This is a genomic window from Pirellulales bacterium (assembly GCA_035499655.1).
Taxonomy (GTDB): domain Bacteria; phylum Planctomycetota; class Planctomycetia; order Pirellulales; family JADZDJ01; genus DATJYL01.
Genome location: DATJYL010000214.1, coordinates 69,099 through 94,119, shown reverse-complemented (window position 1 = coordinate 94,119; position 25,021 = coordinate 69,099). Strand labels below are relative to the sequence as shown.

General features: G+C 56.8%; 18 protein-coding genes. 9 read left to right on the top strand and 9 right to left on the bottom strand.

Features of this window, described 5'->3' with window-relative positions; genetic code table 11:
- Nucleotides 1–354, top strand: a 354-nt coding sequence (locus VMJ32_16535) for a type II toxin-antitoxin system RelE/ParE family toxin (protein ID HTQ40631.1), incomplete at its 5' end; no start/stop codon positions are given.
- Between the two features lie 29 nt (nt 355–383).
- Here the strand turns inward: VMJ32_16535 and VMJ32_16530 are convergent.
- The 5 genes from VMJ32_16530 to VMJ32_16510 all read right to left on the bottom strand — a co-directional run bounded on the left by VMJ32_16530 (nt 384) and on the right by VMJ32_16510 (nt 5,350).
- A complete protein-coding gene (locus tag VMJ32_16530; protein ID HTQ40630.1) occupies nt 384–839 on the bottom strand; it encodes a VOC family protein in 456 nt (151 codons plus the stop codon).
- 130 nt (nt 840–969) lie between these two features.
- Complete coding sequence (locus tag VMJ32_16525) at nt 970–1,533, bottom strand: hypothetical protein (GenBank protein HTQ40629.1); 564 nt, start codon at nt 1,531–1,533, stop codon at nt 970–972.
- Nucleotides 1,526–4,057, bottom strand: a complete 2,532-nt coding sequence (locus tag VMJ32_16520; GenBank protein ID HTQ40628.1) for a YgiQ family radical SAM protein — start codon at nt 4,055–4,057, stop codon at nt 1,526–1,528. Before VMJ32_16520 ends, VMJ32_16525 begins: the two co-directional genes overlap by 8 nt.
- A complete protein-coding gene (locus VMJ32_16515; GenBank protein HTQ40627.1) occupies nt 3,978–4,763 on the bottom strand; it encodes a TPM domain-containing protein in 786 nt (261 codons plus the stop codon). The genes VMJ32_16520 and VMJ32_16515 overlap by 80 nt, the downstream gene beginning before the upstream one ends.
- The gene (locus VMJ32_16510) at nt 4,760–5,350 is read right to left on the bottom strand and encodes a LemA family protein (protein HTQ40626.1); all 591 of its coding nucleotides are present in this window, start codon (nt 5,348–5,350) and stop codon (nt 4,760–4,762) included. Before VMJ32_16510 ends, VMJ32_16515 begins: the two co-directional genes overlap by 4 nt.
- Nucleotides 5,351–5,714: 364 nt before the next feature.
- On the opposite strand from VMJ32_16510, the gene argH reads away from it, so the two are divergent.
- From argH to VMJ32_16480, 6 genes are all read left to right on the top strand, one after another.
- The gene (gene argH / locus VMJ32_16505) at nt 5,715–7,142 is read left to right on the top strand and encodes an argininosuccinate lyase (protein HTQ40625.1); all 1,428 of its coding nucleotides are present in this window, start codon (nt 5,715–5,717) and stop codon (nt 7,140–7,142) included.
- Nucleotides 7,139–9,460 (top strand): hypothetical protein, encoded by a 2,322-nt coding sequence (locus VMJ32_16500; GenBank protein ID HTQ40624.1) that lies wholly within the window; start codon nt 7,139–7,141, stop codon nt 9,458–9,460. The genes argH and VMJ32_16500 overlap by 4 nt, the downstream gene beginning before the upstream one ends.
- A gap of 78 nt (nt 9,461–9,538) precedes the next feature.
- Complete coding sequence (locus VMJ32_16495) at nt 9,539–9,895, top strand: four helix bundle protein (protein HTQ40623.1); 357 nt, start codon at nt 9,539–9,541, stop codon at nt 9,893–9,895.
- 41 nt (nt 9,896–9,936) lie between these two features.
- Nucleotides 9,937–12,855: a glycosyl hydrolase gene (locus VMJ32_16490; protein ID HTQ40622.1), complete on the top strand. Its 2,919-nt coding sequence runs from the start codon at nt 9,937–9,939 to the stop codon at nt 12,853–12,855.
- A 123-nt stretch (nt 12,856–12,978) separates the two neighbouring features.
- Complete coding sequence (locus tag VMJ32_16485) at nt 12,979–14,037, top strand: sigma-54 dependent transcriptional regulator (GenBank protein ID HTQ40621.1); 1,059 nt, start codon at nt 12,979–12,981, stop codon at nt 14,035–14,037.
- A 171-nt stretch (nt 14,038–14,208) separates the two neighbouring features.
- On the top strand, nt 14,209–14,655 hold the full coding sequence (locus VMJ32_16480; GenBank protein HTQ40620.1) for a transcriptional repressor: 447 nt from the start codon (nt 14,209–14,211) through the stop codon (nt 14,653–14,655).
- Nucleotides 14,656–14,726: 71 nt separating this feature from the next.
- Here VMJ32_16480 and VMJ32_16475 read toward each other — a convergent pair whose 3' ends face one another.
- Nucleotides 14,727–16,175, bottom strand: a complete 1,449-nt coding sequence (locus VMJ32_16475) for a GGDEF domain-containing protein (protein ID HTQ40619.1) — start codon at nt 16,173–16,175, stop codon at nt 14,727–14,729.
- 793 nt (nt 16,176–16,968) lie between these two features.
- Between VMJ32_16475 and VMJ32_16470 the strand changes: the two genes are divergently transcribed.
- Complete coding sequence (locus VMJ32_16470) at nt 16,969–18,183, top strand: DUF1559 domain-containing protein (GenBank protein ID HTQ40618.1); 1,215 nt, start codon at nt 16,969–16,971, stop codon at nt 18,181–18,183.
- A 122-nt stretch (nt 18,184–18,305) separates the two neighbouring features.
- Here VMJ32_16470 and metF read toward each other — a convergent pair whose 3' ends face one another.
- The 3 genes from metF to VMJ32_16455 form a co-directional block, all read right to left on the bottom strand.
- A complete protein-coding gene (gene metF, locus VMJ32_16465; GenBank protein HTQ40617.1) occupies nt 18,306–19,175 on the bottom strand; it encodes a methylenetetrahydrofolate reductase [NAD(P)H] in 870 nt (289 codons plus the stop codon).
- Between the two features lie 350 nt (nt 19,176–19,525).
- Nucleotides 19,526–20,881: a putative sugar nucleotidyl transferase gene (locus VMJ32_16460; protein ID HTQ40616.1), complete on the bottom strand. Its 1,356-nt coding sequence runs from the start codon at nt 20,879–20,881 to the stop codon at nt 19,526–19,528.
- 101 nt (nt 20,882–20,982) lie between these two features.
- Complete coding sequence (locus VMJ32_16455; GenBank protein HTQ40615.1) at nt 20,983–22,431, bottom strand: hypothetical protein; 1,449 nt, start codon at nt 22,429–22,431, stop codon at nt 20,983–20,985.
- 786 nt (nt 22,432–23,217) lie between these two features.
- On the opposite strand from VMJ32_16455, the gene VMJ32_16450 reads away from it, so the two are divergent.
- A complete protein-coding gene (locus tag VMJ32_16450) occupies nt 23,218–24,888 on the top strand; it encodes a sigma-70 family RNA polymerase sigma factor (GenBank protein ID HTQ40614.1) in 1,671 nt (556 codons plus the stop codon).
- Nucleotides 24,889–25,021: the final 133 nt, after the last annotated feature.

The window sequence follows — 25,021 nt, the reverse complement described above, 5'->3', positions numbered from 1 at the left end:
CCTCGAAAAGCGCATTGTCAGCGTGGAGGACGTGCGCGCCAAATTTGGGCTGACGCCGCAATGAAAGTTTTTTGGACCGAGGCCGCGCTGCGCCATCTTGCACAAATTCACGATTACATTGCGCAGGATTCTCTACGCTATGCCGTGGCCATGATTGACCGAATTACGCGCCGATCGCAACAGTGCGGAACGTTCCCCATGATGGCAGGCAAAGTGCCGGAGTACGACCGGGACGATGTTCGCGAAGTGCTCGAATATCCGTACCGGATTATTTATCGAGTCTTGCCGGAGCGAGTTGATATTTTAACCGTGATTCATGGTGCGCGGCGGCTGCCGGATATACCAACGGCTTAGAAGTGGAACTCCACTAACTGCGGACAGCTTCACGTGACGAACAAACTACCGTCGGCGTTAAAGTCGAAAGCGCCCCAGGCGACTTCCCACAGGTAACCGTCAGGATCGGAAAAGTATCCGCTGTAGCCGCCCCAAAAAGTGTCAGCCGCCGGTTTTTCGATTTTCGCGCCCGCCTGTTGGGCGAGCTGGAGCACTTTGTCCACTTCGTGCTTCTCACGCACGTTGTGGGCCAGTGTGATGCCGGGGAATTTTTTGGGGGTGGCAGCGAGAGAAGTTTTGTGCGCTGCGGCGACAAATTCCGGCGAGACATCCTCGGCCAATTTTTCGTATGGATATAGCGCCAAGCAAACGCCGCCGGTTTGGAAAAACACAATCCCTTCCTCGGCCTTTCGCGTGGTGGGAAAGCCCAACCCATCGCGATAAAACCGCAGCGACGCTTCCAAATTTTTCACACCCAGCGTGATGATGCTAATCCGCGGCTGCATGTGTGGTTCTGGAGCGACTAGTTTCTTGAACTGCCCGACGACAAGCTGAGATTCCTTACGAGCCGTTAGCTATTGCGCCTCGATGTTTACGCTCACTACTGAACAAGCCAGTAGTGAAAATCGGCCAAAGTCATTTGCGATTTTTGGGTCTGCCTCTTTTTTTCCTCTTCGGTCGGCCCCGCTTGTATTGCCGTTCATAGAAGTGTGTTCCTGCCTCAAAATCTTTTACATTGCCCGGCTGAATATCATCTCGTTTCTTTCGTTCGTTGAAATGGAGATGGGGGCCGCCAGCACGAATAAGGAGCGTCTCGATCTCTCGCTCATGTTTCTTATCTGCCACGATGTAAAACGAGAAATATTGCAATTCAAGATTATGTGCTGTCTTGCGAGATTTTAATCGTGTGAATACATCCCCGCGGCCTATATACCGTGCATATCCCATCGAGTCGTGTGCGACATAAACCCCATTATGTGATTTGTCGTTCTTTTTCAAGTCCTTCGAAACTGCATCGATTGCTTCGAACGGAATTTTTTCAGCCATGATTTCGAATAAATTATTTGTTGGTCGTCCACGACCTCGTCTCAATTCTCCTTCGCACACATTCCACGTATTGTTATTCCAAACGGTTTTATGCAATTTTTTAATAGAGTCTCGTTTTTTGCTTCGCTTTTTGCCCATTTTGTCTTTACCCATTTCTAGACTTGCGGTTCGCGTTTTTCCGACCGGGACGGTAACCAACACTGTGATTTTTCTGTTTTGCTTTCTTTGCGTCCTTCGCGCCCTCCGCGGTTAATTTCCGTTTTTTCCCCTCACCCCGGCCCTCTCCCACAAGGGGCGAGGGAGATTTAGCGGATGACCGCTTGCTGACGCGCGCGGCTCCAGGATGTGAGCCGCGAATGTGGTCGCCGGAGACATCGTTCAAACTTTCGTTTGCTTTGCGGCGGCGGCGGGAGAGCGCTTCTTTCGGCGGGCGGACGGGAATCAAGCAATCGCAGCCGGAGCCGATTAAATCTTGCCGGCCGGCCTGCTCCAGCGCTTTGCGGACTTCGAAATAATTCTCCGGCTTGAAAAATTGCAACAACGCCCGTTGCAGGCGGCGGTCACGCAGGTGCTTGGCAATGTACACCGGCTTCATCGTGAATGGGTCGTAGCCGGTGTGGTACATGCAAGCGGCGATGTCGAACGGGCTGGGGATAAAATCTTGCACCTGGTCGGGCCGGTAATGGTTCCGCTTGAGGAACAGGGCCAGTTCGATCATGGCGCTTAAGTCGCTGCCGGGGTGGCTGGAAATGTAATACGGAATGAGATACTGCTGCTTGCCGGCGGCTTTCGATTGGCGGCGGAACTGTTCTCCGAACTTTTCGAAATCATCGTTGCTGGGTTTTTTCATCAGATCGAGCACGCCGGGGTCGGTATGCTCGGGAGCGACTTTGAGATGCCCGCCCACGTGGTGCTGCGCCAGTTCGCGCATGTATTTGGGATCGCGGCGGGCTAAATCCATGCGGATGCCGGAAGCGACGAGCACTTTTTTCACGCCGGGAAGTTGGCGCGATTGTTGCATCAGGTCGATGAGCGGGCCGTGATCGGTGCCGAGCAGTTTGCAAATGGTGGGATGCACGCAGCTCAGCCGGCGGCAGACGGCTTCCACTTCGTGCCGGCTGCACTTCATTTGATACATGTTGGCCGTCGGGCCGCCGATGTCGCTGACGACGCCGGTGAAGTCGGGCTGCGTTTGCCGCATGCGCTGGATTTCGGCCAGGACCGATTCCTGGCTGCGGCTTTGAATGATGCGCCCTTCGTGGGCGGTGATGCTGCAAAACGTGCAGCCGCCGAAGCAGCCGCGCATGATTTGCACGGAATGCTTCACCACGTCGTAGGCGGGAATTTTTTCGCCGCCGTAACTGGGGTGCGGCAAGCGCGTGAACGGCAGGCCGTAAACGCGGTCCATTTCGGCCTGCGTGAGCGGCAGCGCGCCGGGATTGACGACAACGGCTTCCGGGCCGTGAAATTGCACCAACCGCTTGGCGTTGTGCGGATTGGTTTCCTGATGCGAAATTTTGGTGAGCGTGCAGAAGGCGCGCTTCGATTTTTCGTCGACGCCGGAAATCTGTTCGTACGGCGGCAGTGTGATGGTGGGAGCAGAGAATGGGGAATGGGGAGTGGGGAGTGGGGAATCAGGGAGCGGGGAATGGGGGACGAGGGGTGAGGGACGAGGGGCGAGGGTCGAAGATTCGGAAATAGACAATGCTTCTCTCGCGCCGAGGCGGTAGGCGACGCCGCGGAGGTGGCGGAGATCTTTCACGGTGGCGCCGGCGGCAAGCTGGTGGGCGATTTCGATAATCGGCCGCTCACCCATGCCGTACACGAGCAGATCGCACTTGGCGTCCAGCACGATTGAGCGGCGGACTTTGTCGCTCCAATAATCGTAATGCGCCAAACGCCGCAAACTGGCTTCGACGCCGCCGGCAATTATCGGCACGCCTTTGTACGCCTCGCGGGCGCGCTGGCAGTAGGCGAGTGTGGCGCGGTCGGGGCGACGGCCAATGCGACCGCCGGGGCTGTAGGCATCGTCGTTGCGGACTTTGCGGTTGGCGGTGTAGTGGTTGATCATCGAATCCATGTTGCCGGCGCTGATGGCGAAAAAGAGCCGCGGCCGGCCGAAGGTGCGCCAGGGTTCGCAGGAATGCCAATCGGGCTGGCTGAGCATGGCGACGCGAAAGCCTTCGTCTTCGAGCAAGCGGCCGAGTAGAGCCATGGCGAAACTGGGGTGATCGACGTAGGCATCGCCTGTGACGAAGACGATGTCGACGGAGGACCAGTTGCGGCGGTCCATTTCCTGCCGCGACATGGGAAGCGGCGTGAATGGGGAATGGGGAGTGGGGAATGGGGAACGAGCGGGTGAGGAGGTGAGGGGGTGAGGAGGTGATTGAGAGTGGGAGTCTTGCCGGCGCTGCGCCAGTGAGCCGACGTGGTCGATGTAGGGTCCGCGGGGCGGGATGTAGCCGGCGGGGGGCGAATCGAGAATCGGCAGCGCGGCCGAGAGATACGCGTTTTGCGGCGCGGCGGGCCGCTCGACAATGGGCAACAGGTTTGCGGAGTTCGAATTGGATGGGGGCGCAGGCATGGCGAAAGTTATTCTACCAGCCGCCGCCGGCTCCGCCGCCACCTGAACTTCCTCCACCGCCGGAAAATCCACCACCACCGGAAAAGCCGCCACCGGAAAATCCTCCGCCGGAGAAGCCACCGCCGGAAAACCCGCCGCCGGAACCATAAATCCAGTACGGCCCAATCCAATGATTGCGGTAGCGTCGGAAGCGAACGTGGGAAACCAACACGATGATGAAGAAGATCATCCAGAACAGCACAAAGCCGGGCTCAATATGCACGGCAGAGGGAGCTTGGCGCTGTGCATTGCTTCCCTTGTATTCCCCATGAATCACTTTGTCGATGGCCGTGACGCTGACCCAAAATCCATCGGCGTAATTACCGGTTTTGAATCTGGGTACGATTTCATTGCGATAAATTTGCGACGTGATGGCATCGGTCAAAACACCTTCGAGTCCGAAGCCAACTTCGATCCACATTTTCCGATCTTTGATGGCTGCCACCAGAAGAACGCCATTATCTTTGCCTTTTTGGCCGAGTTTCCAATCGCGGAAAACTTTGTTGGCGAAATCTTCGATGTCATCGCCATCCAGCGAGGGAATCGTAAGGATCACCATTTGATTGCTGGTTTGATGTTCCTCGTTTGCCAGGAATTCATCCAAGCGCTGGATGTCGGCGGGGGAAAGGACATGGGCATAATCATTGACGCGGCCTTCGAGCTTGGGAATTGCCGGCGCGGCGCGAGCGGCTGACGCCGTCAGCAGTGCGGCGCACAGGGCAAGGCAGCGAAGTGATTGTGCAGCGACAGGGTGTTTCAAAATTTGACTTCCGGCGCTTTTTGGGCTTCGGGCGCGGCCTCGAAATACTCGGCCGGCTTGAAGCCGTAGGAGTTGGCGATGAAACGGGCGAAAAAGCCGTTCACCTTGACGTTGTAATTTCGGGCATCTTCGTTGTAGCGCTCGCGGGCCACATTGATGCGGTTTTCGGTTCCTTCGAGCTGGCTTTGCAAATCGAGAAAGCTTTGGTCGGCTTTAAGGTTGGGATACTGCTCGGCCACGGCGATTAAATGCGAGAGCGCACCGGCCATTTGCGACTGAGCTTCCTGAAGCTGCTTCATGGCTGCGGGGTCGGTGTTGTCCGTATTGATAATGACCGAGCCAAGTTTGGCGCGGGCTTCGGTCACTTCGGTGAGTGTTTTTTCTTCGTGCGTGGCATAGCCCTTCACCGTGTTTACGAGATTGGGAATGAGATCGGCGCGGCGCTGGAGCGTGGATTGGACGTTGCTCCAGCTTTCTTTCACAGCCTGATTGCCGGTGTTAAGGGCGCCGTAGGTGGAAATCCAGCCGCCGATTCCCACCACCACCACCAGCGCCAGGATTCCCAGCACGACATACATGGGTTTCATGAAAATGCTCTCCGTTATGGTTTCCGCCTGATTTTTTGCCCTAACAGTGGTTCGGAGCCGGCCGACAATTCTTGAAATATATGTTTGCCAACCGCTGGGGCAGTTTTACCCGCTGGCCACTGTTTGCGGAACGGCGAAAGTGTTGCAGCGGCGGGATTTGAGGCAACCGTCGGCAATAAATCCAGCGGCCAGTCGGCGGCATGATCGGCACAATCGGACAAACACAAGCGGCGAACATGGAAACGCCCTGGGCATTCTATACGTGTGGGCGGTCCATGTAATTGACCGCGCGGCGTAAGCCGTTTACGCTAAAGGTGTTGTCACTTTTCCGTACTCGCGCAGTCCAATCGGGGACGAGTTTTCCGTGTCGAAAAAAGCTTGGTCGGGCGTCTTCAGTCAGGCGACGGACCGCCGGGTGGAGCAATTTACTGAAAGCATCAGCTTCGACCAGCGATTGTACGCGCACGATGTGGCCGCTTCGATTGCGCATGCTCAAATGTTAGCCACTGTTGGACTGATCACAATCGAAGAATGCCGACAGATTGAGCAAGGCTTGTCGGCAATTCGCCAACAGATTGAGCAAGGCAAGTTTCCATTTTTCACCGAGCTGGAAGATATTCATCTGCACATCGAACGGGCACTCATTGAGCAGATTGGCGACACCGGACGCAAGCTGCACATGGCCCGAAGCAGGAACGACCAAATCTCGACCGACCTGAGAATGTGGTGCAGGGAGACTATCGATCGGCTTGATGCCGCGCTTCATAGCTTGCAGTGCGCATTTGTTGAACGTTGCACGGCCGACGAAGGGATCATCGTTCCCGGGTATACGCACACGCAGCGCGCGCAGCCGGTGTTGGCGGCGCACTATTGGTTGGCGTATTGCGAAAAAATTGAGCGGGACCGGCAACGGCTGGCTGATTGCCTGGATCGGGTGAATGTGTTGCCACTGGGGGCGGCCGCCCTGGCGGGGACAAGCTTGCCGATCGATCGGCACGAGGCGGCCCGGCGATTGGGATTTATCGACGCGGCAGGGCAACCGCAAGTGATGGCAAACAGTTTGGACGCATCGAGCGATCGTGACTTTGTGATCGAGTTGGCGTTTGTATTGGCGATGATCGCCGAGCATTTGAGCGGCTGGGCCGAGGAATGGATTTTATGGAGCACGGCCGAGTTCAATTTTTTGAAATTGCCCGAGGCGTTTTGCACGGGCAGTTCCATCATGCCGCAAAAAATCAATCCTGACGTGCTGGAATTGATCCGCGGCAAAACAGCGCGGGTGATCGGCAATTTGCAGGCATTGTTGGTGCTGGTGAAGGGTTTGCCGCTGGCCTACAACCGCGACCTGCAGGAGGACAAAGAGCGACTATTTGACTCGGTCGATACGGTGTTGGCTTGCATAGGAGTGGCAATGCCGCTGGTGGCGGGGACGGAATTGAACCGGGGGGCGATTGCGGAGAAGCTGGACCGAGGTTATCTCGACGCCACGACGCTGATGGAAGAATTGATTCGCCGGGGCGTGCCGCAACGAAGCGCACATGAAACAGTGGGGAAGTTGGTGCGCACGGCGATGGATCGTGGCGTGCGGTTAGCGGATTTGAGTGCGGACGATTTCAAGCAAGTGGATCCCGCGCTGGACGACAGTGTGCGGCAAGCGCTGGGCGTGGAGAATTCCGTGGCGCGGTTTGTTAGTTACGGCTCTACCTCACCAGCGGAAGTGAAGAAACAAGTTCAAGTGTGGCAGAAAAAACAGAAGGCGGAAGGCACAGAGCAAAAGGCAGAACAACGATGATTCGGCAACTTCGATTTCCGATTGCGTGCGTAGTCATCAGCGCAGCGTTTCCGCTTGTCGGCTTATCGCAAAATGCTGGGCCTGCAGCGGGCTCTGCGCCAGCGGCAGGCGGCGGGCAGCCGGCGGCAGGCGGAGCGGCACCCAAGGATGAAGCGGCGGCGAAAGCCGATGCCGCCTTGCAGGCTGCCCAAACCATTAACACGGCCAAGCTCGACCCGGCGGTGGAGACGATAATCGATTCCAATCCGCACACGCCGGGGCAATTGTTGCAGGCAGCCGCAGTGTTGGCGGATTTGGATCGAGTCGATCTGGCGAAGAAATATTTGCAGCAGTTGGCCGATTCCAAGCCGGACGAAACGGCGCTGGCCGAAGCGGCCGGGCAAGTTGATCCCGCCATGCTGTTGCGGCTGTCCGATAACGCCGATTTGCAGCCGGCAGGCCGGCAATGGGCCGATGCGGCGTTGGCGGCGGCTGCACATTTAGCGCGCGATCCGCAGCGACTACAGGGCGAAATCGACAAGTTGGCCGATCCTTCTGCTGACGTGCAGCGCACAGCGCTGAAGAACATTTTGGCCGCGCATGAAGATGCCGTGCCGGCGCTGGTGTTGGCGTTGGCCGACGCCAATCGGCGGGCTGTGCATCCCTTGGCACGGATGGCGCTGACGAAGATCGGCGAGCAGGCGGCGCCGCCGCTGGTGGCCGCACTGCAATCGGACGATCCACAGTTGAAGTGTCAAATCATGACGGTGCTGTCGCAAATCGGCTCGCGGGAGGCGGTGATTTATTTAGTCGCGCCTGCCACGGCCGTGAGCAATCATCCCGAGGTAAGCGCTGCTGCACGGGAAACTTTGGAAGACATTCAAGGCATAAAAAACGCGACGCCCGAAGAGGCTGCCCAATTGCTGACGACGGAAATCGGACGGTATTTGAAGCATGACCGGCCGCTGAATTTGGACGGGGCTGGCAACGTGGACGTGTGGCGGTGGGATGCGGCCAGCGGCGTGCCGGTGCGCGAAAATTTGCCGCCTGAGTTGGCGACGGCAGTGATGGCTTCGCGGTTGGCAGACGATTTGATGGAACTGACTCCGCACGATCCACAGTCGCAACGGTTGTTTTTGATCAGCACGTTGCAAGCGGCGAAGTTACGGGCGGGGCTGGATCAACCCTTGGCGGATTCATCCGGCCCCCTCACCCCTGCCCTCTCCCCAAGGGAGAGGGAGCAAGTAGCGCAACTTGGAACGGCAGCGGTGGAAGATGCGCTAACTTTCGCCATGTCGACGGGAAAGTTGCCGGCGGCCACTGCGGCGGCGGAAATTTTGGGGACAATTAGCGATCGCTCGCTGCTGGACGCCCGGGATGGGAAATTGAGTCCGCTGGTACTGGCGGTGCAGCAGGGAGATCGGCGGCTGTGCTTTGCGGCCGTGGAGGCGATCATGAAATTCAAGCCAGCGGCGGCCTTTGCCGGATCGAGCCAGGTCATGGAGGCGCTGGCTTTTTTTGCCGATTCGCCGGGGACGAAGCGGGCGCTGGTGGCGTTTCCGAATGTGGAGGTCGCCGGGCAGTTGGCGGCGATGCTGGGCGGAATGGGTTACGACGTCGATATCGCCACGAACGGGCGGCAGGCGTATTTGCAGGCGATTTCGTCGGGCGATTATGAACTGCTGATGCTGAGCAGCCGGCTGGACCGGCCGCCGGTGTGGGTCACGCTGGATTTGTTGCGGGATGATCCGCGCACGGCCCATGTGCCGGTGGCGCTGTTAGCGGAAGATGCGGATGGGGACATTGAGCGGATGCAAATTCTGGCGAAGGAGCGTTCGTTGGCGGCAGCGTTTCAGCGGCCGGTGACGCCGGAGGGTATGAAGTATTTTGTCGGGCGGTTGGTCGAGCAGTTTGGCGGCGCGGTAACGCCGGAAGACGTGCGCTTAAAGCAAGCGCTGGCGGCGCTGGGTTGGCTGGAGCAGTTGCGCGAAGTTGCGCCGCGGGATTTTGATTTGCTGCCGTTCGAAGTGCCGCTGACACGGGCACTGCATCGGCCGGCCACGAGTGTGACAGCGGCAAAATTATTGGGGGACATGGGGAAGCAGACGGCGCAGGAATCGTTGGTATCGGTGGCCAATTCTGCGATTGAGCCGCTGGAGACGCGGCGGGCAGCGGCCGCGGCGTTCAGCCAGGCGGTGCGGGAGCATGGAATTCAACTGACGACGAGCGAAATTCAGCATCAATACGACCGCTACAACCAAAGCGCGACGGAAGGCAAGAATTCGCAACAGTTGTTGGGATTGATTCTGGATGCGATTGAACTGCCAACTAAGAAGTAAATGGGGAATGCTGAGTGGGGAATGGGGAATTACGGAAGAATCAAGCGGCTGATCTTTATTTGCGGAGAAGAAATCTAAATGAGAAATTCAGAACTCGAGCAAAGAACAAAACAATTTGCACTGCGTGTCATTCGCATGTTTACCAAACTCCCCAAGACTATAGAAGCGCAAATCATGGGGAAGCAACTCCTGCGCTCGGGGACGGGCGTGGCGGCGAATTATCGGGAAGCCAGTCGTGGCCGCTCCAACGCCGAAATGCGATCGAAATTGGGCATTGTCGAAGGAGAGTTGGATGAGTCGTTGCTGTGGTTCGAACTGCTAATTGAATCAGGAATTGTACCAGCGGCGCGGTTATCATCGTTGCGTCAGGAAACAGAGGAACTGCTGAAGATCATCGTTGCCTCCATACGAACTCTTAAAAGACGTGGCGGCTAAACTATCCGTATTCCCCCCTCCCCATTCCACATTCCCCATTTATGCGCCGACTGACTTTTTTAATTTTATTGATAGTAAGCACAACAGCCATTGCTCGGGCCGCGGATTTGGCGTGGCCGACGGCAACGGCGGAAACCAAGCCCTGGAGCCGGTGGTGGTGGCTGGGGAACATCACGACCGAAGACGGTTTGAAAACGGCGATGGAACAATACGCGGCGGCGGGGTTGGGCGGCCTGGAAATTACGCCCATTTACGGCGTCAAAGGCGAAGAAGACAAATTCATTCGCTACTTATCGCCCGAGTGGGTTAGCCGCTTCGAATACGTGCTGAAGGAAGGCAAACGGTTGGGCCTGGTGATCGACATGACCACAGGCACGGGCTGGCCATTCGGCGGACCCTGGGTCACGCCCGACGACACTTGCAAATATCTGGCTCACAAAACGTTCACGGTGAAAGCCGGCGAGAAGTTGAGCGAGCCGGTCACGATGATCGAAAAAGCAATGATCAGCCCGCGGAGCGTGAACATTTCGCAAATCAAGGAACCGTTCGGCGACACGCCCGATTTGCAAAAGTTGGCGATCGAAAACTTAAAAATGCCTGATCCGCTCAAGCTGAACCTGTTGATGGCGTTTTCCGACCAAGGGGGCGAGCCGTTGAATCTGACGGACAAAGTTGCCGCAGATGGGAAGTTGGATTGGACCGCCCCGGCCGATTCCGGCACGTGGACGTTGTACGCCGTGTTCAACGGCCTGCACAGCCGGATGGTCAAACGGGCGGCTCCCGGCGGCGAGGGCCACACCCCCGATCATTTTAGCACCGAAGCGATCAGCCATTATTTGGCAAAGCTCGACGAAGCGCTGAAAGACCAGAAGCTGGACAACTTCCGGGCTTTTTTTTGCGATTCGTTCGAAATCGATAACGGCACCTCGGGCGAGGCGAACTTCACGCCGCATTTTTTTGACGAATTTCAGCATCGCCGCGGTTACGATTTGCGGCCGCACTTGCCGACGCTGTTGGGCGCAAAAAGCGGCGACGAATACACGCGGCTGTTGTGCGATTATCGCGAAACCATTTCCGATTTATTGCTCGACAATTTCACCTCGACATGGCGGCAATGGGCCGCCGGACACGGCAAAATTATCCGCAACCAAGCGCATGGCTCGCCAGGCAACGTGCTTGATTTGTACGGCGCGGCCGATATTCCCGAGACCGAGGGCTTCGGCAATCCGGGAGGCGCGGAAGGCGAATTGAACATGCAAGTGGCGATGATGTACGCCTCGTCGGCGGCCCATGTGCTGGGCAAGCGGTTGGCGTCGAGCGAAACGTGCACCTGGCTGGACGACCATTTTCTGACGACGCTGGCCCACGCCCAAGAGCGGATCAACACGACGCTGCTGGCGGGCATCAACCACATTTTGTATCACGGCACGCCGTACTCGCCGCCGGATGAGGCCTGGCCTGGATTTTTGTTTTACGCGGCCGTGGAGTTTTGTCCGGCAAATTCGTGGTGGGATGATTTTGCGGCGCTGAACAAATACGTGGAGCGCTGCCAGTCTTTTTTGCAGGCCGGCCAGCCCGACAACGATGTGCTGGTGTACGCGCCGTTTTACGATCGCTGGATGCAGCCTGGCGATGGGACGCTGCCCCACTTTCCGATTGGCGGAAACTTTCCGGCCCAAGGCACTGGTCGCGTTTTGCTGAAAGCCGGTTACAGCTTCGATTTTGTTTCCGACCGACAGTTGAATAGCGTGACGTTTGCTGATGGCGCGCTGCGCACCGGCGGAGTGAGTTACCGAGCGATTGTGCTGCCGGAGACGAAATACCTGCCTTTGGCGACGCTGGAGAAGTTGTTTTACCTTGCGCAGCAAGGAGCGACGATCATTGTGGAGAAAGCTTTGCCGACCGACGTACCTGGCTGGAACGATTTGGACAAGCGGCGGGCGGCATTTCAAACACTGCTGAAATCGCTGCCGGCGGCGGAAGCCAAAGCCGGCGATGTCAACGATTTCCATTTTGGTTCAGGCCAGATTTTGATTGGACCGAAGCTGCCCGACTTGCTGGCGCAGGCGGCAATTCTTCCGGAAACGATGGTGAAACAGGGTTTGCAATACGTTCGCCGCCAAGGGGACGGCAGCCGGGTTTATTTCGTGGTGAATCAGGGAGACAAACCGATCGACGGTTGGGCGCCGCTGACGGCGGAAGCAAAATTTGCTGCGCTTTTCGATCCGATGACCGGCGCCATTGGCCTGGGCGCGGTGCGGCCAGGCCCAGCGCATGGATCGGAAGTTTATTTGCAGTTGGCGGCCGGGCAATCGTGCCTGATTAAAACTTTTCAATTGTCGCCGGGCGGTGCGCAGTGGCAGTACGTTCGCCCGCACGATGAAGCACAGCCGCTGACGGGGAAATGGGACATTACTTTTATCAAAGGCGGGCCGGAGCTGCCGGCGGCGGTGCAGATTGACACCGCGCAGAGCGACGCCGCGCAGAGCGACAAATTGCAATCGTGGACCCAGTGGAACGGAGACGCGGGAAAGGCGTTTTCGGGCACGGCGAAATACACGCTGAAGTTCGCCAAGCCAACCGCTTCGGATGCTGCCGTGACGAGTTGGCGGCTGGATTTGGGAAAAGTGGCCGATAGCGCGCGGGTGACGTTGAATGGAAAGGAGTTGGCCACGCTGATTGGCGCGCCGTTTTGCGTCGACATTCCCGCCGATCAATTGCAGGGTGACAACACGCTGGAGATTTCGGTCTCGAACTTAATGGCCAACCGGATTGCCGACATGGACCAGCACGACGTGCAGTGGAAACGGTTCTACAACGCCAATGTGGCGGCCCGAGATCCGGCGAATCGTGGATCGAACAACGTGTTTTCCGCCGCCAAATGGGAGCCACGCGCGTCGGGATTGATGGGACCGGTGACCATGACGCCGCTGGAGAAATTTGAACCGAGTGCGCGGTGATGAGCGCTCGCCTAACGGGTCGCGGCTAAACCGCAAGCGGATGGTGATAAGAAAAGCATTTTGAACTCGATCCTCGACGCCCGCTCTTGAACCCTGAACCCCGATTCCTGAACCCTTTCGCTCATGCCGCCACTCGATCCACAATCTGGCCCGCCGATTAAAGGCATCATCGGTTCCGGCAAAGCGATGCAGGACGTGTATCGTCTTACGCGCCAAGTGGCGCGCTCGCAGGCTTCGGTATTGCTATTGGGAGAAACCGGCACGGGAAAGGAATTGATCGCCAAGGCGGTGCATCAGAACAGCACGCGCGGAACGGGGCCGTTTGTGCGCGTGAATTGCGGCGGGTTGGTGGAAAGCCTGCTGGAAAGCGAACTGTTCGGCCACGTGCGGGGATCGTTTACCGGAGCGGTGGCCAATCGAACGGGGCGGTTTGAAGCGGCGCACACGGGGACGATTTTTTTGGACGAAATCAACTCCACCACGCCCAAGCTGCAAGTGAAGCTGCTGCGGGTGTTGCAGGAGCGCGAGTTCGAACGGGTGGGCGATACGCAAACCATCCGGGTCGACGTGCGGGTCATTGCGGCCAGCAACCGTGATTTGCAGGAATTGGTCGACAAAGACGAATTCCGTGAGGATTTGTATTACCGGCTGAACGTGGTGCCGATACATCTACCGCCCTTGCGGCAACGGCGTGAAGACATACCGGAATTGGTGGGCCATTTTCTCACGTACTACAACGAAGAGAACGACCGCTACGTGGCGCACGTGGAAAAGCGGGCCTTGGAGGCGCTGCAGGATTATCATTGGCCGGGCAACGTGCGCGAATTGCAAAACGTGATCGAGCGGGCCGTGGTGATGGCTACGGGGGACGAATTGGTTTGTGATTTACTGCCGGCCACGCTGTTGGGCGAAAAGCAACCGCGGACCAGCCGGGTTCGTGGGGCCGACGTGGAAACCTTGACCTACGAATTGGTGCAGCAGGGTTTGAACGGGGCCGGTCCGAACGAAGACAGCCTGTATACGAAAATTGTAAATCGCCTGGAGCGGGAACTGATTGCGCAAGTGATGACCTCGTGCGACAACATTCAAACCAAAGCGGCCAGCCGGCTGGGCATTAACCGCAACACATTGCACAAAAAACTTAAGGAATATGGTCTGGAAGAGGAAGGGGCGGAGGGATGAAGGGTGAATACCGAAAATGTCTAATGACGAATGATGAATGATGAATGAATCACCAATGACCAAATCCCAATGACCAATTATTCGTCGTGTCATTGGTCATTGGGGCTTCGTCGTTGGTCATTCTGCAATTGCCGGCTCCGTGTCTCGGTGTCTCCGTGGTAGAATTATTTCATGCGAAAAACATTGACTGCGTTACCGTCGCTGGAAAAAGTGCGGCAGCGGCTGCGCGCATCGGGGTTGCGCTGTACGGCCGCACGACTATGGGTGATGCAGCATTTGATCCATGCCACACGGCCGCTGACCCATGCCCAGGTGGCCGAGGTGCTGCGGCCCCAGGGCTTCGATCGGGCGACCATTTATCGGAATTTAATCGAACTGACTGAGGCCGGGCTGGTAACGCGGGTGGAATTGGGCGACCATGTGTGGCGGTTCGAGCTGCGGCGAGCCGGGGGCGGCCATGAGCGTGACCATCCGCATTTTGTGTGCGTCGATTGCGGCGACGTGACGTGCCTGTCGAGCGTGAGCGTGAACATCAAACCGGCGCCGGGGAGCAAGCAATCGCCCATCGGTAAAATTACCGAGGTGTTGCTAAAAGGGCGCTGCGAGCAGTGTTCCTAGTCCAGCAGAATGCTGCCTTTCCTTCCGAGAAAGGCTGGGGTGAAAGTGCCTTGGACAAGCCGCATTCGGTTTTAGCTGTTGGCGGCCACCGGTTGCGAGGGGGCTTCAACGGTCAGACCGTTGTGGCAGCGAATTTTGTTTCCGCCGCCGCGGCAGGCAGCGGTTTTGGCGGCTTCGGTCCGAGTGATGAATGACACCAAATCTTCGCCTGGTTGAGCCTCGGCGACGCCGGCGCTGACGGTAAAGCGAATGTTTTTATCGGCCAGCAACACCGGGCAACATTCGATGGCCACGCGGAGTCGATCGCCGGCGCCGGCGGCCTGCGCCAGCGTTGTGCCCGGCAAAATGATTCCAAACACATCGGTTTGGTAGCGGGCGACAAAATCCATTTCGCGCATGACGGAGCTTAGGAACTGAACGCACGTACGCAGGATTAAATCAGCGGCCGCAGCGCCGTGGCGTGACGCCAAGGCGTCGAAACTGTCGATGCGGACAAACATTAGCGATAGGCGGTTGCCATGCCTTTGCGCTTCGGACAAGCGGCGTCGAATGTCTTCGCAAAAGGCGGTTCGATTGGGCAGCCCGGTCTGGTTGTCGGTGCGTCCATCGTTCGTGATGAGTGCGGATAATGGAGTGTTTGCCGACGTTATAGCGGCTCCAGCTTCTACCGCAAACCGTAATGCCTGGGAATTGGGGGCAGGAGTAGCTGGAGGCGGTGATTTGCGATGGCGTTGCGCCTGATTCCGGCCAGCCTGCTTGGCGGCATATAGCGCTTCGTCGGCGCATTGCACGAACGTGGAAGGGTCTTGGCCGGCGGAAATTTCCGCCACGCCGATGCTAATCGTCACATTCAGCTGACAGCCTTCGTGATTGTAAACGGCCTGTTCGACTCCGGACCGCAGGCGCTGGGCCCCTTCGGCCGCCTCGGAAAGCGTCGTATGCGGCATGACGACGGCGAACTCCTCGCCACCGTAACGGGCCACGAAATCCGAGGCGCGAATGGTGGTTTTCAAGGTGTGCGCAATCAGACGGAGCACTTCGTCACCGGCCAAGTGTCCGTGGAGATCGTTGAGTTTTTTGAAGTGATCGACGTCGATCATCAGCAGGGAATAAGGGGTGCCGTGCCGCTGGAATTCGGCGGTGCGGCGGAGCAGCTCGGCATCGAGGGCGCGGCGGTTTCCCAAAGTCGTGAGAACATCGGTCAGGGCATGAGCGGCGTACAGTTGAATTTGCTCGGCTTGCTGCTCGAGCTTCAATTCGGCCGTAAGGAGCCGCTCCTTCAGGTGTTGATGAGCGGACAGGGTTCTCGTGGCCTCCAGTACGTCTGCTTCCTGTGATGAGCCGAGACTTTGCTGGGCATTGAGTTCGGGGGTGATGTCTTCGACTTTCGAGGAATGCGCGCCGACCTCGGCTTTGACGCACTGGGCCAATTCTTGCAAATTCGACGAAGCGTGTTCGGCCTCCTCGAAATCGGTCTGGGGAAGTTCGCCGTCGGTTTGGGGGATAGTTTTCGCGGGCATTGCGGCGCGCCGGGATCTGCCGCGAAGCCACCAGCCGAGGGCAAGGCCCATCAGCAAAGCGGACAGGGACATCAGCAACCCCATGGCCAAAAGGGTGCTGGAACCGGACAGAAACGAAGCAAGACCGAAAAGAGTATCCATGCTGGGTTGGGCAAAGCTCAGTGGAAATTAGGGGAGTTCGAACGTCGCGGCACCTTCAGGGAGAGTGCTTTTCCGCGGGGGTTCAAGTGGAACCGGTTTGAAGACGCTAAAAACTTATTCGTTTTTGTTTATATTTGAATGTACAATGATAGGGCGTGGAGTCAAAAACCGATGTCTTTTATGGCAAATAAATTAAAGCAGCATCGCCGTTAGATTGCACATAATCACCCCCTGCCATAAGTGGGGTACAGCGCCAAGATCCTAGTTCGAACGATTGGATGGACAACGGCCTGGAGATTCGTCGCCTGGAGCCAGGTCTTTCTCGCATTGATCCGCACCGCCATTGCCTGGGCCGGCAGGCTAAATTTTGGCCTCTCCCCAAACGAAATTCTACGGAAATTACGGAGTGATGGCAAAATAGTATTTGCATTGGCCGGGGCGAACTTGGTACATTACAAGGTAGACTCCCGCCGTGGCCGCATTCGTTGGCCGATTGGAGCGGCAGGAGAAGAGGAGTAAGTAAGCACGGCTGAGGGGCGTCAGCAGTGTGCAACGCGGTCGTTGCGAAGTGGGTGAAGTTTGGGAACGGAGAGTCTTGTTCGTGGCAGGGGCTGTAGCTTTCAACACGCGCCATCGCGCGAGGGTAATCAATATGTCTCGCTCTAGGATGTTTCGTCCTGGTTTCACGTTGGTCGAATTGTTGGTTGTCATTTCCATCATCGGCGTGTTGATGTCGCTGTTGCTGCCGGCCATTAACGCAGCGCGTGAACAAGGGCGCAATACGCAATGCAAAAGTAACTTGAAGAATTTGGGATACGCGAACATCGAGTGTGTATCTAAAACTAACCATTACGTAACGGGGGGATGGGGACAGTACTGGGTCGGCTTTGCAGATGCTGGTAACAGCGTTAAGCAACCCGGCGGCTGGGTTTATAACTTACTTCCCTATTTAGAAGGGGGCAACCTCCACGATTTAGGTCAAGGCTCGTCAGGCCTTACTGACCAACAAATCCAAACTGACATCGCGCGCCAGGTCTCGACCACCCAGTCGATTATGACTTGCCCTACCCGTCGCTCCGTACAAACCTGGCCTAACCAACTGGGTGCATATATCCGCGATCCGTTCCAAACTGGTACCGTTGATCTTACTAGTGCTGGCGGAGGGTTGGCCAACAACAAAGTGGCGCGTGGCGATTACGCGGCCAACGCCGGCGTGAGGTATGTATCGAGCACTCAATCGGCGTCAGCCAATACTGGCACCGTGACACAAGACAACGCCGCTCAATACGGCTGCTTTATGACGTCGGGAACTGACTATCCGACTGCTTACAAAGACAACAATGGAAATGTGAGCACCACGCCATTCAGTGCTGATACTTGGTCCGGCGTCGTGTTTCAGCGTAGCAACATTACGCCTGGTGTCGTGAAAGATGGCGAAAGCAAAACCTATTTGTTTGGGGAAAAATTCGTCGATCGCAAGCATATTGAGGACGGTAATTATTTATCGGACGATGGCAACATGTACGGCGGCATGGGGCCAGATAATTACCGTAACACCGTAGTGTTTCCGGCCAGCTACACGGTGAGCAGCAATGGCGTCGATCCAACCGACCCCAACCAAGCGACTCTCGCTGGCACTGCGCAAGTGCCTAATATTGCCATGCTCAACGACCAGGCAGACCCAGGCGCTCCCGCCAGCGGTTTGTACGGTTGTTTGTTTGGCAGCCCACATAGCGGGATTGTGAATTTCGTGTTCTGCGACGGGGCAGTTCGCAGCATTTCGGTATCGATTGACCCGCTGACTCACCGCTACTTGGGCGAGCGCAACGACAGCAAAATTTTGGACGACGCAGTGATCGGCTTTTAGTTGAACTTAGGTCGCGATTCATTTGGTGGTACCATTTTTCAGTCCTGTCCAAGCCGACGACTTTGTCGTCGGGACCGACGGCCGAGCCGTCGGCTTGGAAAATGGCTGCACGAACATGCGTTTCACTTCGTCCGGACGGCCTTGAGCACGCGGACGGTGGCCGGGGATTTGTTGAGCACGTAAAAGTGAATGCCCGGCACGCCGGCTGCCAGCAGTTCCTGCACTTGGGCCGTGGCATGTTCTACGCCGACTTCGAACTGAGCGGCTTCATCATCGCCGGCGGCGGTTAATCGCTCTAGCAGTTGGATAGGCAAGCGGGCTTTGCACAACGACGTAATCCGCTGCACTTGGGCCAAATTCGTGATCGGCAAAATGCCCGGCACAATCGGCGCGGTGATGTTCAGCGCCAGGCACTCGCGGCGGAAACGAAAGAAATCGGCATTATCATAGAATACTTGCGTGATGACCACTTCGCCGCCGGCGGCTACTTTGCGGTGCAGATTTTGCAAATCGGCCTGGGAGCTGGGCGCTTCTTGATGTGTTTCGGGGTAGCCGGCCACGGCGATGCCAAACTGCGGAAATTCGCGGCGGATGAGGGCCACCAGCTCGTTGGCGTAGCGTAATCCGCCGGCAATGGGTTGGAACGCGGTTTCTCCGTGCGGCGGATCGCCCCGCAGGGCCACGATGTTTTCGATTCCGCGCTCGGCGGCCGCTTTCAAATACGACCGCAATTGATCGACCGTGGCGCCCACGCAGGTTAAGTGCGCGGCGACTGAGCAACCGTGCCGGCGACGCACTTCCGCGACAATTTCCAGGGTTTTATCGCGCGTGCTGCCCCCGGCCCCGTAGGTGCACGTGACCAAATTGGGAGCGAACGCCATCAACTCGTCCAGATGCCGCCACAACGATTCCTCGCCGGCCAGAGTCTTCGGCGGAGACAACTCGAACGACAGGCCAAATTTTCCCGGGCCGTAGGCTTGGGCGAATTTCATGGCTTTAGTTTAACCACGGAGGCACAGAGACACGGAGCAGCAGTTTTGTAGTTTAATCGCAAAGGATGCAGAGTCTAGAAACCACAGTTGAACACGGATGAAAAGGATGAACACAGATGAAGGCAGGCAAGATGGTTAATGATTTGTCCACCTTCACTGATCCTTTCATAGCAATTGTAAATCAGCATGACTCCGTTTCTTTTCGTTTTGTAATCTGCGTTTATCTCGTTTATCTGTGTTCATCTGTGGCTTATAGATTCTCCATCTTTATCTCGACGACTCTGCGGTTTCATCGGGTCATTGCTGCTCTGTGCCTTTGTGTCTTTGCGGTGAATTTGCTTCGTCGATGTTCACAGCGCGGGCAGTTCGTGCGGCAGTGTGCGCTGCTGCTGGGCTTGGGTGTACAGGTCGCGGATCAATTGGACATCGCAGTCGCGCTGCGGGGTTTGGCGGCGGGAAAACATGCGGCGCTGGATGGAAATCATGACTTCGGCGGGTAAATCGGTTATGCCCGAATCTGCGGCGGCCCCAGGATGCGCCAACGAGCGGGCGTAATTGCAAAAGCTGGGCACGTTGGTGGTCACAAATCCATACACCAGGCTGCAGACACCGATGGTTTTGCCCGTGAAAATGCTGGTGTTGATGGCGGTTTTGGCATAATCGCCGATGAAGCAACCGACGAACTGCAGGCCGGTGGACATTTTTTGAATTTGCCCCGCGGTGTCCGGATATTCCATGTTCACGGTGCCGTAGGTGTTTTTCAAATCGCTGTTGCAAGTGCCGGCGCCGATGTTCACCCAACTGCCGACGTAACTGTGGCCTAAAAAGCCATGATGCTGCTTGTTGCTGAAAGGTTCGATGATGCAGCCTTCGACCTCGCCGCCGACTTTTGTGTGGTGCCCCAGAGAAACGCAATCTTTGAGGGCGGCATGTTCGTTCACCCGGGCGCAAGGCCCAATGTAAACCGGGCCGCGCAGAAAGCAGAACGGGCCGACGGCGGCTTCGTGATCGATGACGATGGGTCCGTTTTTGGTGTCGGTAACAAGATGCTCGCCCAGCGTAACTTTTTCGGCCACGAACACGCCGTCGCGGACTTCACGATAGCCGGGATGCGCGGTTGCCGGATGGCTGCCCGCGGGACCGCCGGCCGTGGGATAACTTTGCGGCGGGCCAGTGCGAACACGATGTTCCAAATCTTCACGGCAACAAGCCAGGTGATGGCGGAGCACATCGTGCGGGTATTCAAACAACGGCAAATCGACGGCCATCGACGGAAGGTTGAACGATTTAATGAGCGGAACAACTCGCTCTAAGCCCAGGGGTTGTATTCCCAGGGCTTTCGGGCGTGAATCGCAATTGACGAGTGCGGCAGCAACGGCATCTTTTTGCTCGCCGGCCAAAACCACGCCTTCGCGGCCGGTTTCGGCCAGAGCTTTTAGCCGCTGAAAGACAGCGATCGACGGGACCAGCCGTGCGTTGACAAATAACACGGGTCCAATCAGTGGATTTTGCAGTAGCACACGCTGGGGAAAAGTTTCCGCCTCGACGCGGGCTAAATGGTTGCGAACCAGGGTGAATTCTTGGCCCAGGCTGCTGATGAGCTGGATGAGTTTGTACCCGCCGCAGGTGATGGCGAAGGCCGGCTCGGCGCAGGCCAGCGGGGCAAGGCGAGCGGTTAGTTCGTCTTCAAACAACACGATTTGCATCGATGGCCTCCGATCCGGGAAATTATTTCCCGGCTCACGGTAGATCATCATAACTTACCGTCCGGAACCAACAGATGGTATTGGGCGCGTGAAACCTGATTTTATCGCGAAACCGACTGTTTGTCGGGTTTTGCGGCCTGGCTGGTGGCGGGCTTGGAGTCGGTGAATTCCACGCTTTCCAAAATGGGCAGATCCTGATCGTGGAATTGATCGGCCAGCGGGGTTTCCATGGTAAAGATGATGTTTAACGCCCGGCCGTGCTCATTATTCACCAGATAATAGCGCCATTGGATGGGCAAATCTTCGGCGGTTCCTTCAGCGCTAGATTGCAGAATGCGTAGGCCCGAGGAAGTGGAGCTTTCCTTGGCGCGAAGGAATTTGGTGAACATTTTGCCCAGGGCCTGTTGTACATCGGTTTGGAATTCGGCCAGTTCCAACGGCTTTTGCGTATCGATGGTGGTGGCCGCGATGTTGCATTGGGCGAGTAGGTCGCCGCGATCGATGAGCCGCATGACGGCCAGATCGGGGTCGTCACGGGTGAGATGCCAGCGGCGGTCGTACACGAAGCGAAAGCTTTTGTCGTCGGCAATGTATTCCAGCGGCGGTGCGACATCGGAATCGGGGAGCTTGGCCGCTTGCACGACGTCGGGGGTGAGCAATTTGGAATCGGGCTGTGGGGCGACGGTCAGCTTCATCTTCGCCACGACATCGAGCCCGGTGCCGACGTGGCCAATGCCGCGCTGTTCCTTAATCGCCAACAAGAGCGTCTTGGGCAGTTGATGCTCCATGTCGTACAGCAGCTTGCCTTTCAGTTCGATGTCGGTGGCCACGCCATCGATGGCGCCGCCCAAAGGACCCTCGAACGTGATTTCGGCCACGCCATCTTTTACGCCGGCGAGCACGCACTCCACTTCGGTGTGACCGACGGCATCGAGGCAGAGGAAGCGGGCCAGCACATCGTCGGACGGCTTCCAGCGGTGGCCCACTTCAACTTCGGCCTGCGGCAGCAGCTCGTCCAGGATGAGCGTGTTGGCAGGCACGTCGATGAGTTCCAGTTCGTCCCGTGTGAGCGGCCCGGCCGGCGCGGAAAGAAATGCCGTATGCTCGTTGGCGACAGCGGCGATGAGTTTGCGATTATCGCGTAATTGCGGCTTGGTGATTTTGCTGGCGATTTTGATGACCGCTTGGGCATCGTCGTAACGGCGAATGGCCAGGCGGTGGGTTTGGCTGCTGCCGTCGTCGAGGCGCTGTTCGTCGTAAGCGAACTGCGCCACCACGCTCATGGGGACGGATTGGATTTTGTTGTCGTCGCTCAATGACGTGGTACTGGCGCCGGCGGCGAGTTTCAGTTGGCCGCCCACTTCCAGCTTGGCTGCGACCTGAATGGGAACGCCATCGGGCTTGGGCGACTTCAGGGAACATGATTCGTCGGCCGCGATGGCTTGGCCGACAGTCAACCCGCTTGTGCCAAAACTAACCAGGACAAGGCCCATGATCAGGGATGAGCGAATGCTCGAAAGCACAAATTTATGACGGGGAACCACTTTCATGAGAACCTCCGGCCCATGGGCGGCATCTAAGGACGTACGGTCGATCGATCGAAAGGAAACCCCTAACGGGGCACATCGAACATGTAAAAGGAGCCAAGGGCATGACGTTTGCTCCTTTTGGCAAATCCGCCCACGATGTGCAGAGCTGGCAGCTAGACTGCCAACAAAGTTTGCCAAGGAGAGACAGTATTTCGGTTAAATCGACCGTTTTAGGCAGCGTGGTTCAGTGAGTTCACGGGTGGAATTCAAGGCAACAGAGCCTAAATCGGCTCGAAAGAGCTTGGACTTATGATTTCCAAACCTGATCTTTGAAAATGATGTAAACTTTTAATTGGACAAAGGATACATTCGAAAAACCCATTGAAAATGAACCGACTTTGATGGTTGGTGTCTTAGATATCACATCGCACGGCGAAGTTTCGGATAGACCATCGGACAGTTGGTTTCGTAAAACTAGGAGACGCAAGACAGGGTATTGCCGGTTAGTTCAATTGATTTGTAACAAAGGCCAATTAGAAGTCACTTTTCCGTTAGATTTCAGAACGTAAAAAGCTGCCTCAAATTGCGACAAATGCTGGATAGAGTGTCGCACAATGCGACAAAAATGGCAGTTGGCGGACGGAGGCGGCTTAAACGATTCCTTGATTTTCAGCGAACAGGAGAGATTTGACGATTTGCCAATGCAGATTGTCCCAATAGCCTTTGCAGTAAAGATTTACGGAAATAAATCCGCCGGGCTAACACAGCAGGGATTTCCGGCAGGGTCAAATTGAAAGGGGCCCAGCCATGAATGCAAATTACATCAATCCGATTCTTCGACAGTTGCGTGATCAGCAAGTGCGCTTTGCTCCGCGCGATCAGCAAATGGAACAGGCGAATCGTGCCGAGCGGTTGCTGGCGGAGATCGATGCCAGCAAAGTCTATCCGTACGACTATTTGTGCTTCCGCATTACCGACTTCCGGCCGACTTCGTTTGCCAATTCCAAATTGACCGGCGATCAGGCTAGTCACGATTTGCGTTTACTGGTGGAAGACCTGACCGAAGCCGCTTCGGTGAAGGCTGATGCGGCGGGCGAAGAAGTGCTCACGGTGGAAGAGTTGGCGCAGAAATTTAATGTTTCGACCAAAACCATTTCGCGCTGGCGACAACAGGGCTTGGTAAGCCGGCGATTTGTGTTCGACGGCCGGAAGCGCGTGGGCTTTTTGCGCAGCAGTGTCGAACGGTTTGTGGGAGAGAATACGGACCGCGTGCGGCGGGGCTCCAACTTCAGCCAGATGTCGGATACGGAGCGTGATGAAATTATCAGCCGTGCCCGTCGGTTGGCGGCCGCCGGGGGTTGCCCTTCGGACATTGCCCGCCGGATTGCGCTGAAGATGAACCGCAGCGCGGAGACCATTCGGTACACGCTGAAGCAGTTTGATCAGGAGCATCCGGAGTTGGCGATTTTTCCGACCAACGTGGGGCCGCTGACAGACGAAACCAAGCAAAAAATTTACGAGCAATATCGCCGCGACGTGCCGGTGGAAGAATTGGCCAAGCGCTATTGCCGCACGAAAACCAGCATTTACCGCATCGTAAACGAGATGCGGGCCCAGCGGATTTTGGAATTGCCGCTGGATTACATGCCCAATCCATACTTTGGCCGGGAAGGCGCCGAGAAAACCATTCTCGGCCCGATGCCGCAGCTTGATCAACCGGCTGCGAAAAAGGTGCGGTTACCTTCTGGCCTGCCGCCGTATTTGGCCAGCCTGTACGAAGTGCCGCTGTTGACCCGGGAACAGGAAGGTTACTTGTTCCGCAAGTTTAATTACTTGAAATACAAAGCCAGCAAGTTGCGCCAACGATTGGACCCCGCCCATGCGCGCAGCAGCGACATGGACGAAATTGAGCGGCTGTACGACCAAGCGGTGGGTGTGAAGAATCAAATTGTGCGGGCGAACCTGCGGTTGGTGGTTTCGATCGCTAAGCGCCATGTGGGCCCGACCGATAATTTCTTCGAGCTGGTCAGCGACGGAAATATGTCGCTGATTCGAGCGGCGGAGAAGTTCGATTACGCCCGGGGCAACAAATTCAGCACGTACGCCAGTTGGGCGATCATGAAGAATTTTGCCCGAACGATTCCGGACGAGCATCGTCGGCTGGACCGGTTCCGGACCAGCCAGAGCGAAATGTTCGGTGCGACGGCCGACGCGCGGAGCGACCAATACGGGCAGGAATCGGCGCAATCGACACGAGAGCACCAAATTGGCCGCATTTTGGAAAAGCTGGATGATCGAGAGCAGAAAATCATCATCAGCCGTTTCGGCTTAGATCACACTCTGGAACCGCTGACTTTGAAAGAAGTGGGCCAGGAAATGGGCGTCACGAAAGAGCGCGTGCGGCAGATCGAAGCCCGGGCCTTGGCAAAATTGCGTCAAGCGGCCACCGAGGAAAAGATTGAAGTGCCGGGCGAATAATTGCGGCATCCCGCAGCGCCCATTTTCGCTAACTTCTTCCAAAACTTTGGCGTGGCTGGCCAGTGGAGTTGTAGGGGGCAGCCGCTGAGGAATTGGGCGGCGACTTCAAACTTTACAGGCTGTTGGCACGATT

What these genes read in the sequence shown, in the direction of transcription:
- VMJ32_16525 (HTQ40629.1), bottom strand. Translation starts at nt 1,533, where the DNA reads ATGGGTAAAGACAAAATGGGCAAAAAGCGAAGCAAAAAACGAGACTCT.
- VMJ32_16450 (HTQ40614.1), top strand. Translation starts at nt 23,218, where the DNA reads ATGAATGCAAATTACATCAATCCGATTCTTCGACAGTTGCGTGATCAG.
- VMJ32_16480 (HTQ40620.1), top strand. Translation starts at nt 14,209, where the DNA reads ATGCGAAAAACATTGACTGCGTTACCGTCGCTGGAAAAAGTGCGGCAG.
- metF (HTQ40617.1), bottom strand. Translation starts at nt 19,175, where the DNA reads ATGAAATTCGCCCAAGCCTACGGCCCGGGAAAATTTGGCCTGTCGTTC.
- VMJ32_16485 (HTQ40621.1), top strand. Translation starts at nt 12,979, where the DNA reads ATGCCGCCACTCGATCCACAATCTGGCCCGCCGATTAAAGGCATCATC.
- VMJ32_16470 (HTQ40618.1), top strand. Translation starts at nt 16,969, where the DNA reads ATGTCTCGCTCTAGGATGTTTCGTCCTGGTTTCACGTTGGTCGAATTG.
- VMJ32_16475 (HTQ40619.1), bottom strand. Translation starts at nt 16,175, where the DNA reads ATGCCCGCGAAAACTATCCCCCAAACCGACGGCGAACTTCCCCAGACC.
- VMJ32_16455 (HTQ40615.1), bottom strand. Translation starts at nt 22,431, where the DNA reads ATGAAAGTGGTTCCCCGTCATAAATTTGTGCTTTCGAGCATTCGCTCA.
- VMJ32_16460 (HTQ40616.1), bottom strand. Translation starts at nt 20,881, where the DNA reads ATGCAAATCGTGTTGTTTGAAGACGAACTAACCGCTCGCCTTGCCCCG.
- VMJ32_16530 (HTQ40630.1), bottom strand. Translation starts at nt 839, where the DNA reads ATGCAGCCGCGGATTAGCATCATCACGCTGGGTGTGAAAAATTTGGAA.
- VMJ32_16490 (HTQ40622.1), top strand. Translation starts at nt 9,937, where the DNA reads ATGCGCCGACTGACTTTTTTAATTTTATTGATAGTAAGCACAACAGCC.
- VMJ32_16510 (HTQ40626.1), bottom strand. Translation starts at nt 5,350, where the DNA reads ATGAAACCCATGTATGTCGTGCTGGGAATCCTGGCGCTGGTGGTGGTG.
- VMJ32_16495 (HTQ40623.1), top strand. Translation starts at nt 9,539, where the DNA reads ATGAGAAATTCAGAACTCGAGCAAAGAACAAAACAATTTGCACTGCGT.
- VMJ32_16500 (HTQ40624.1), top strand. Translation starts at nt 7,139, where the DNA reads ATGATTCGGCAACTTCGATTTCCGATTGCGTGCGTAGTCATCAGCGCA.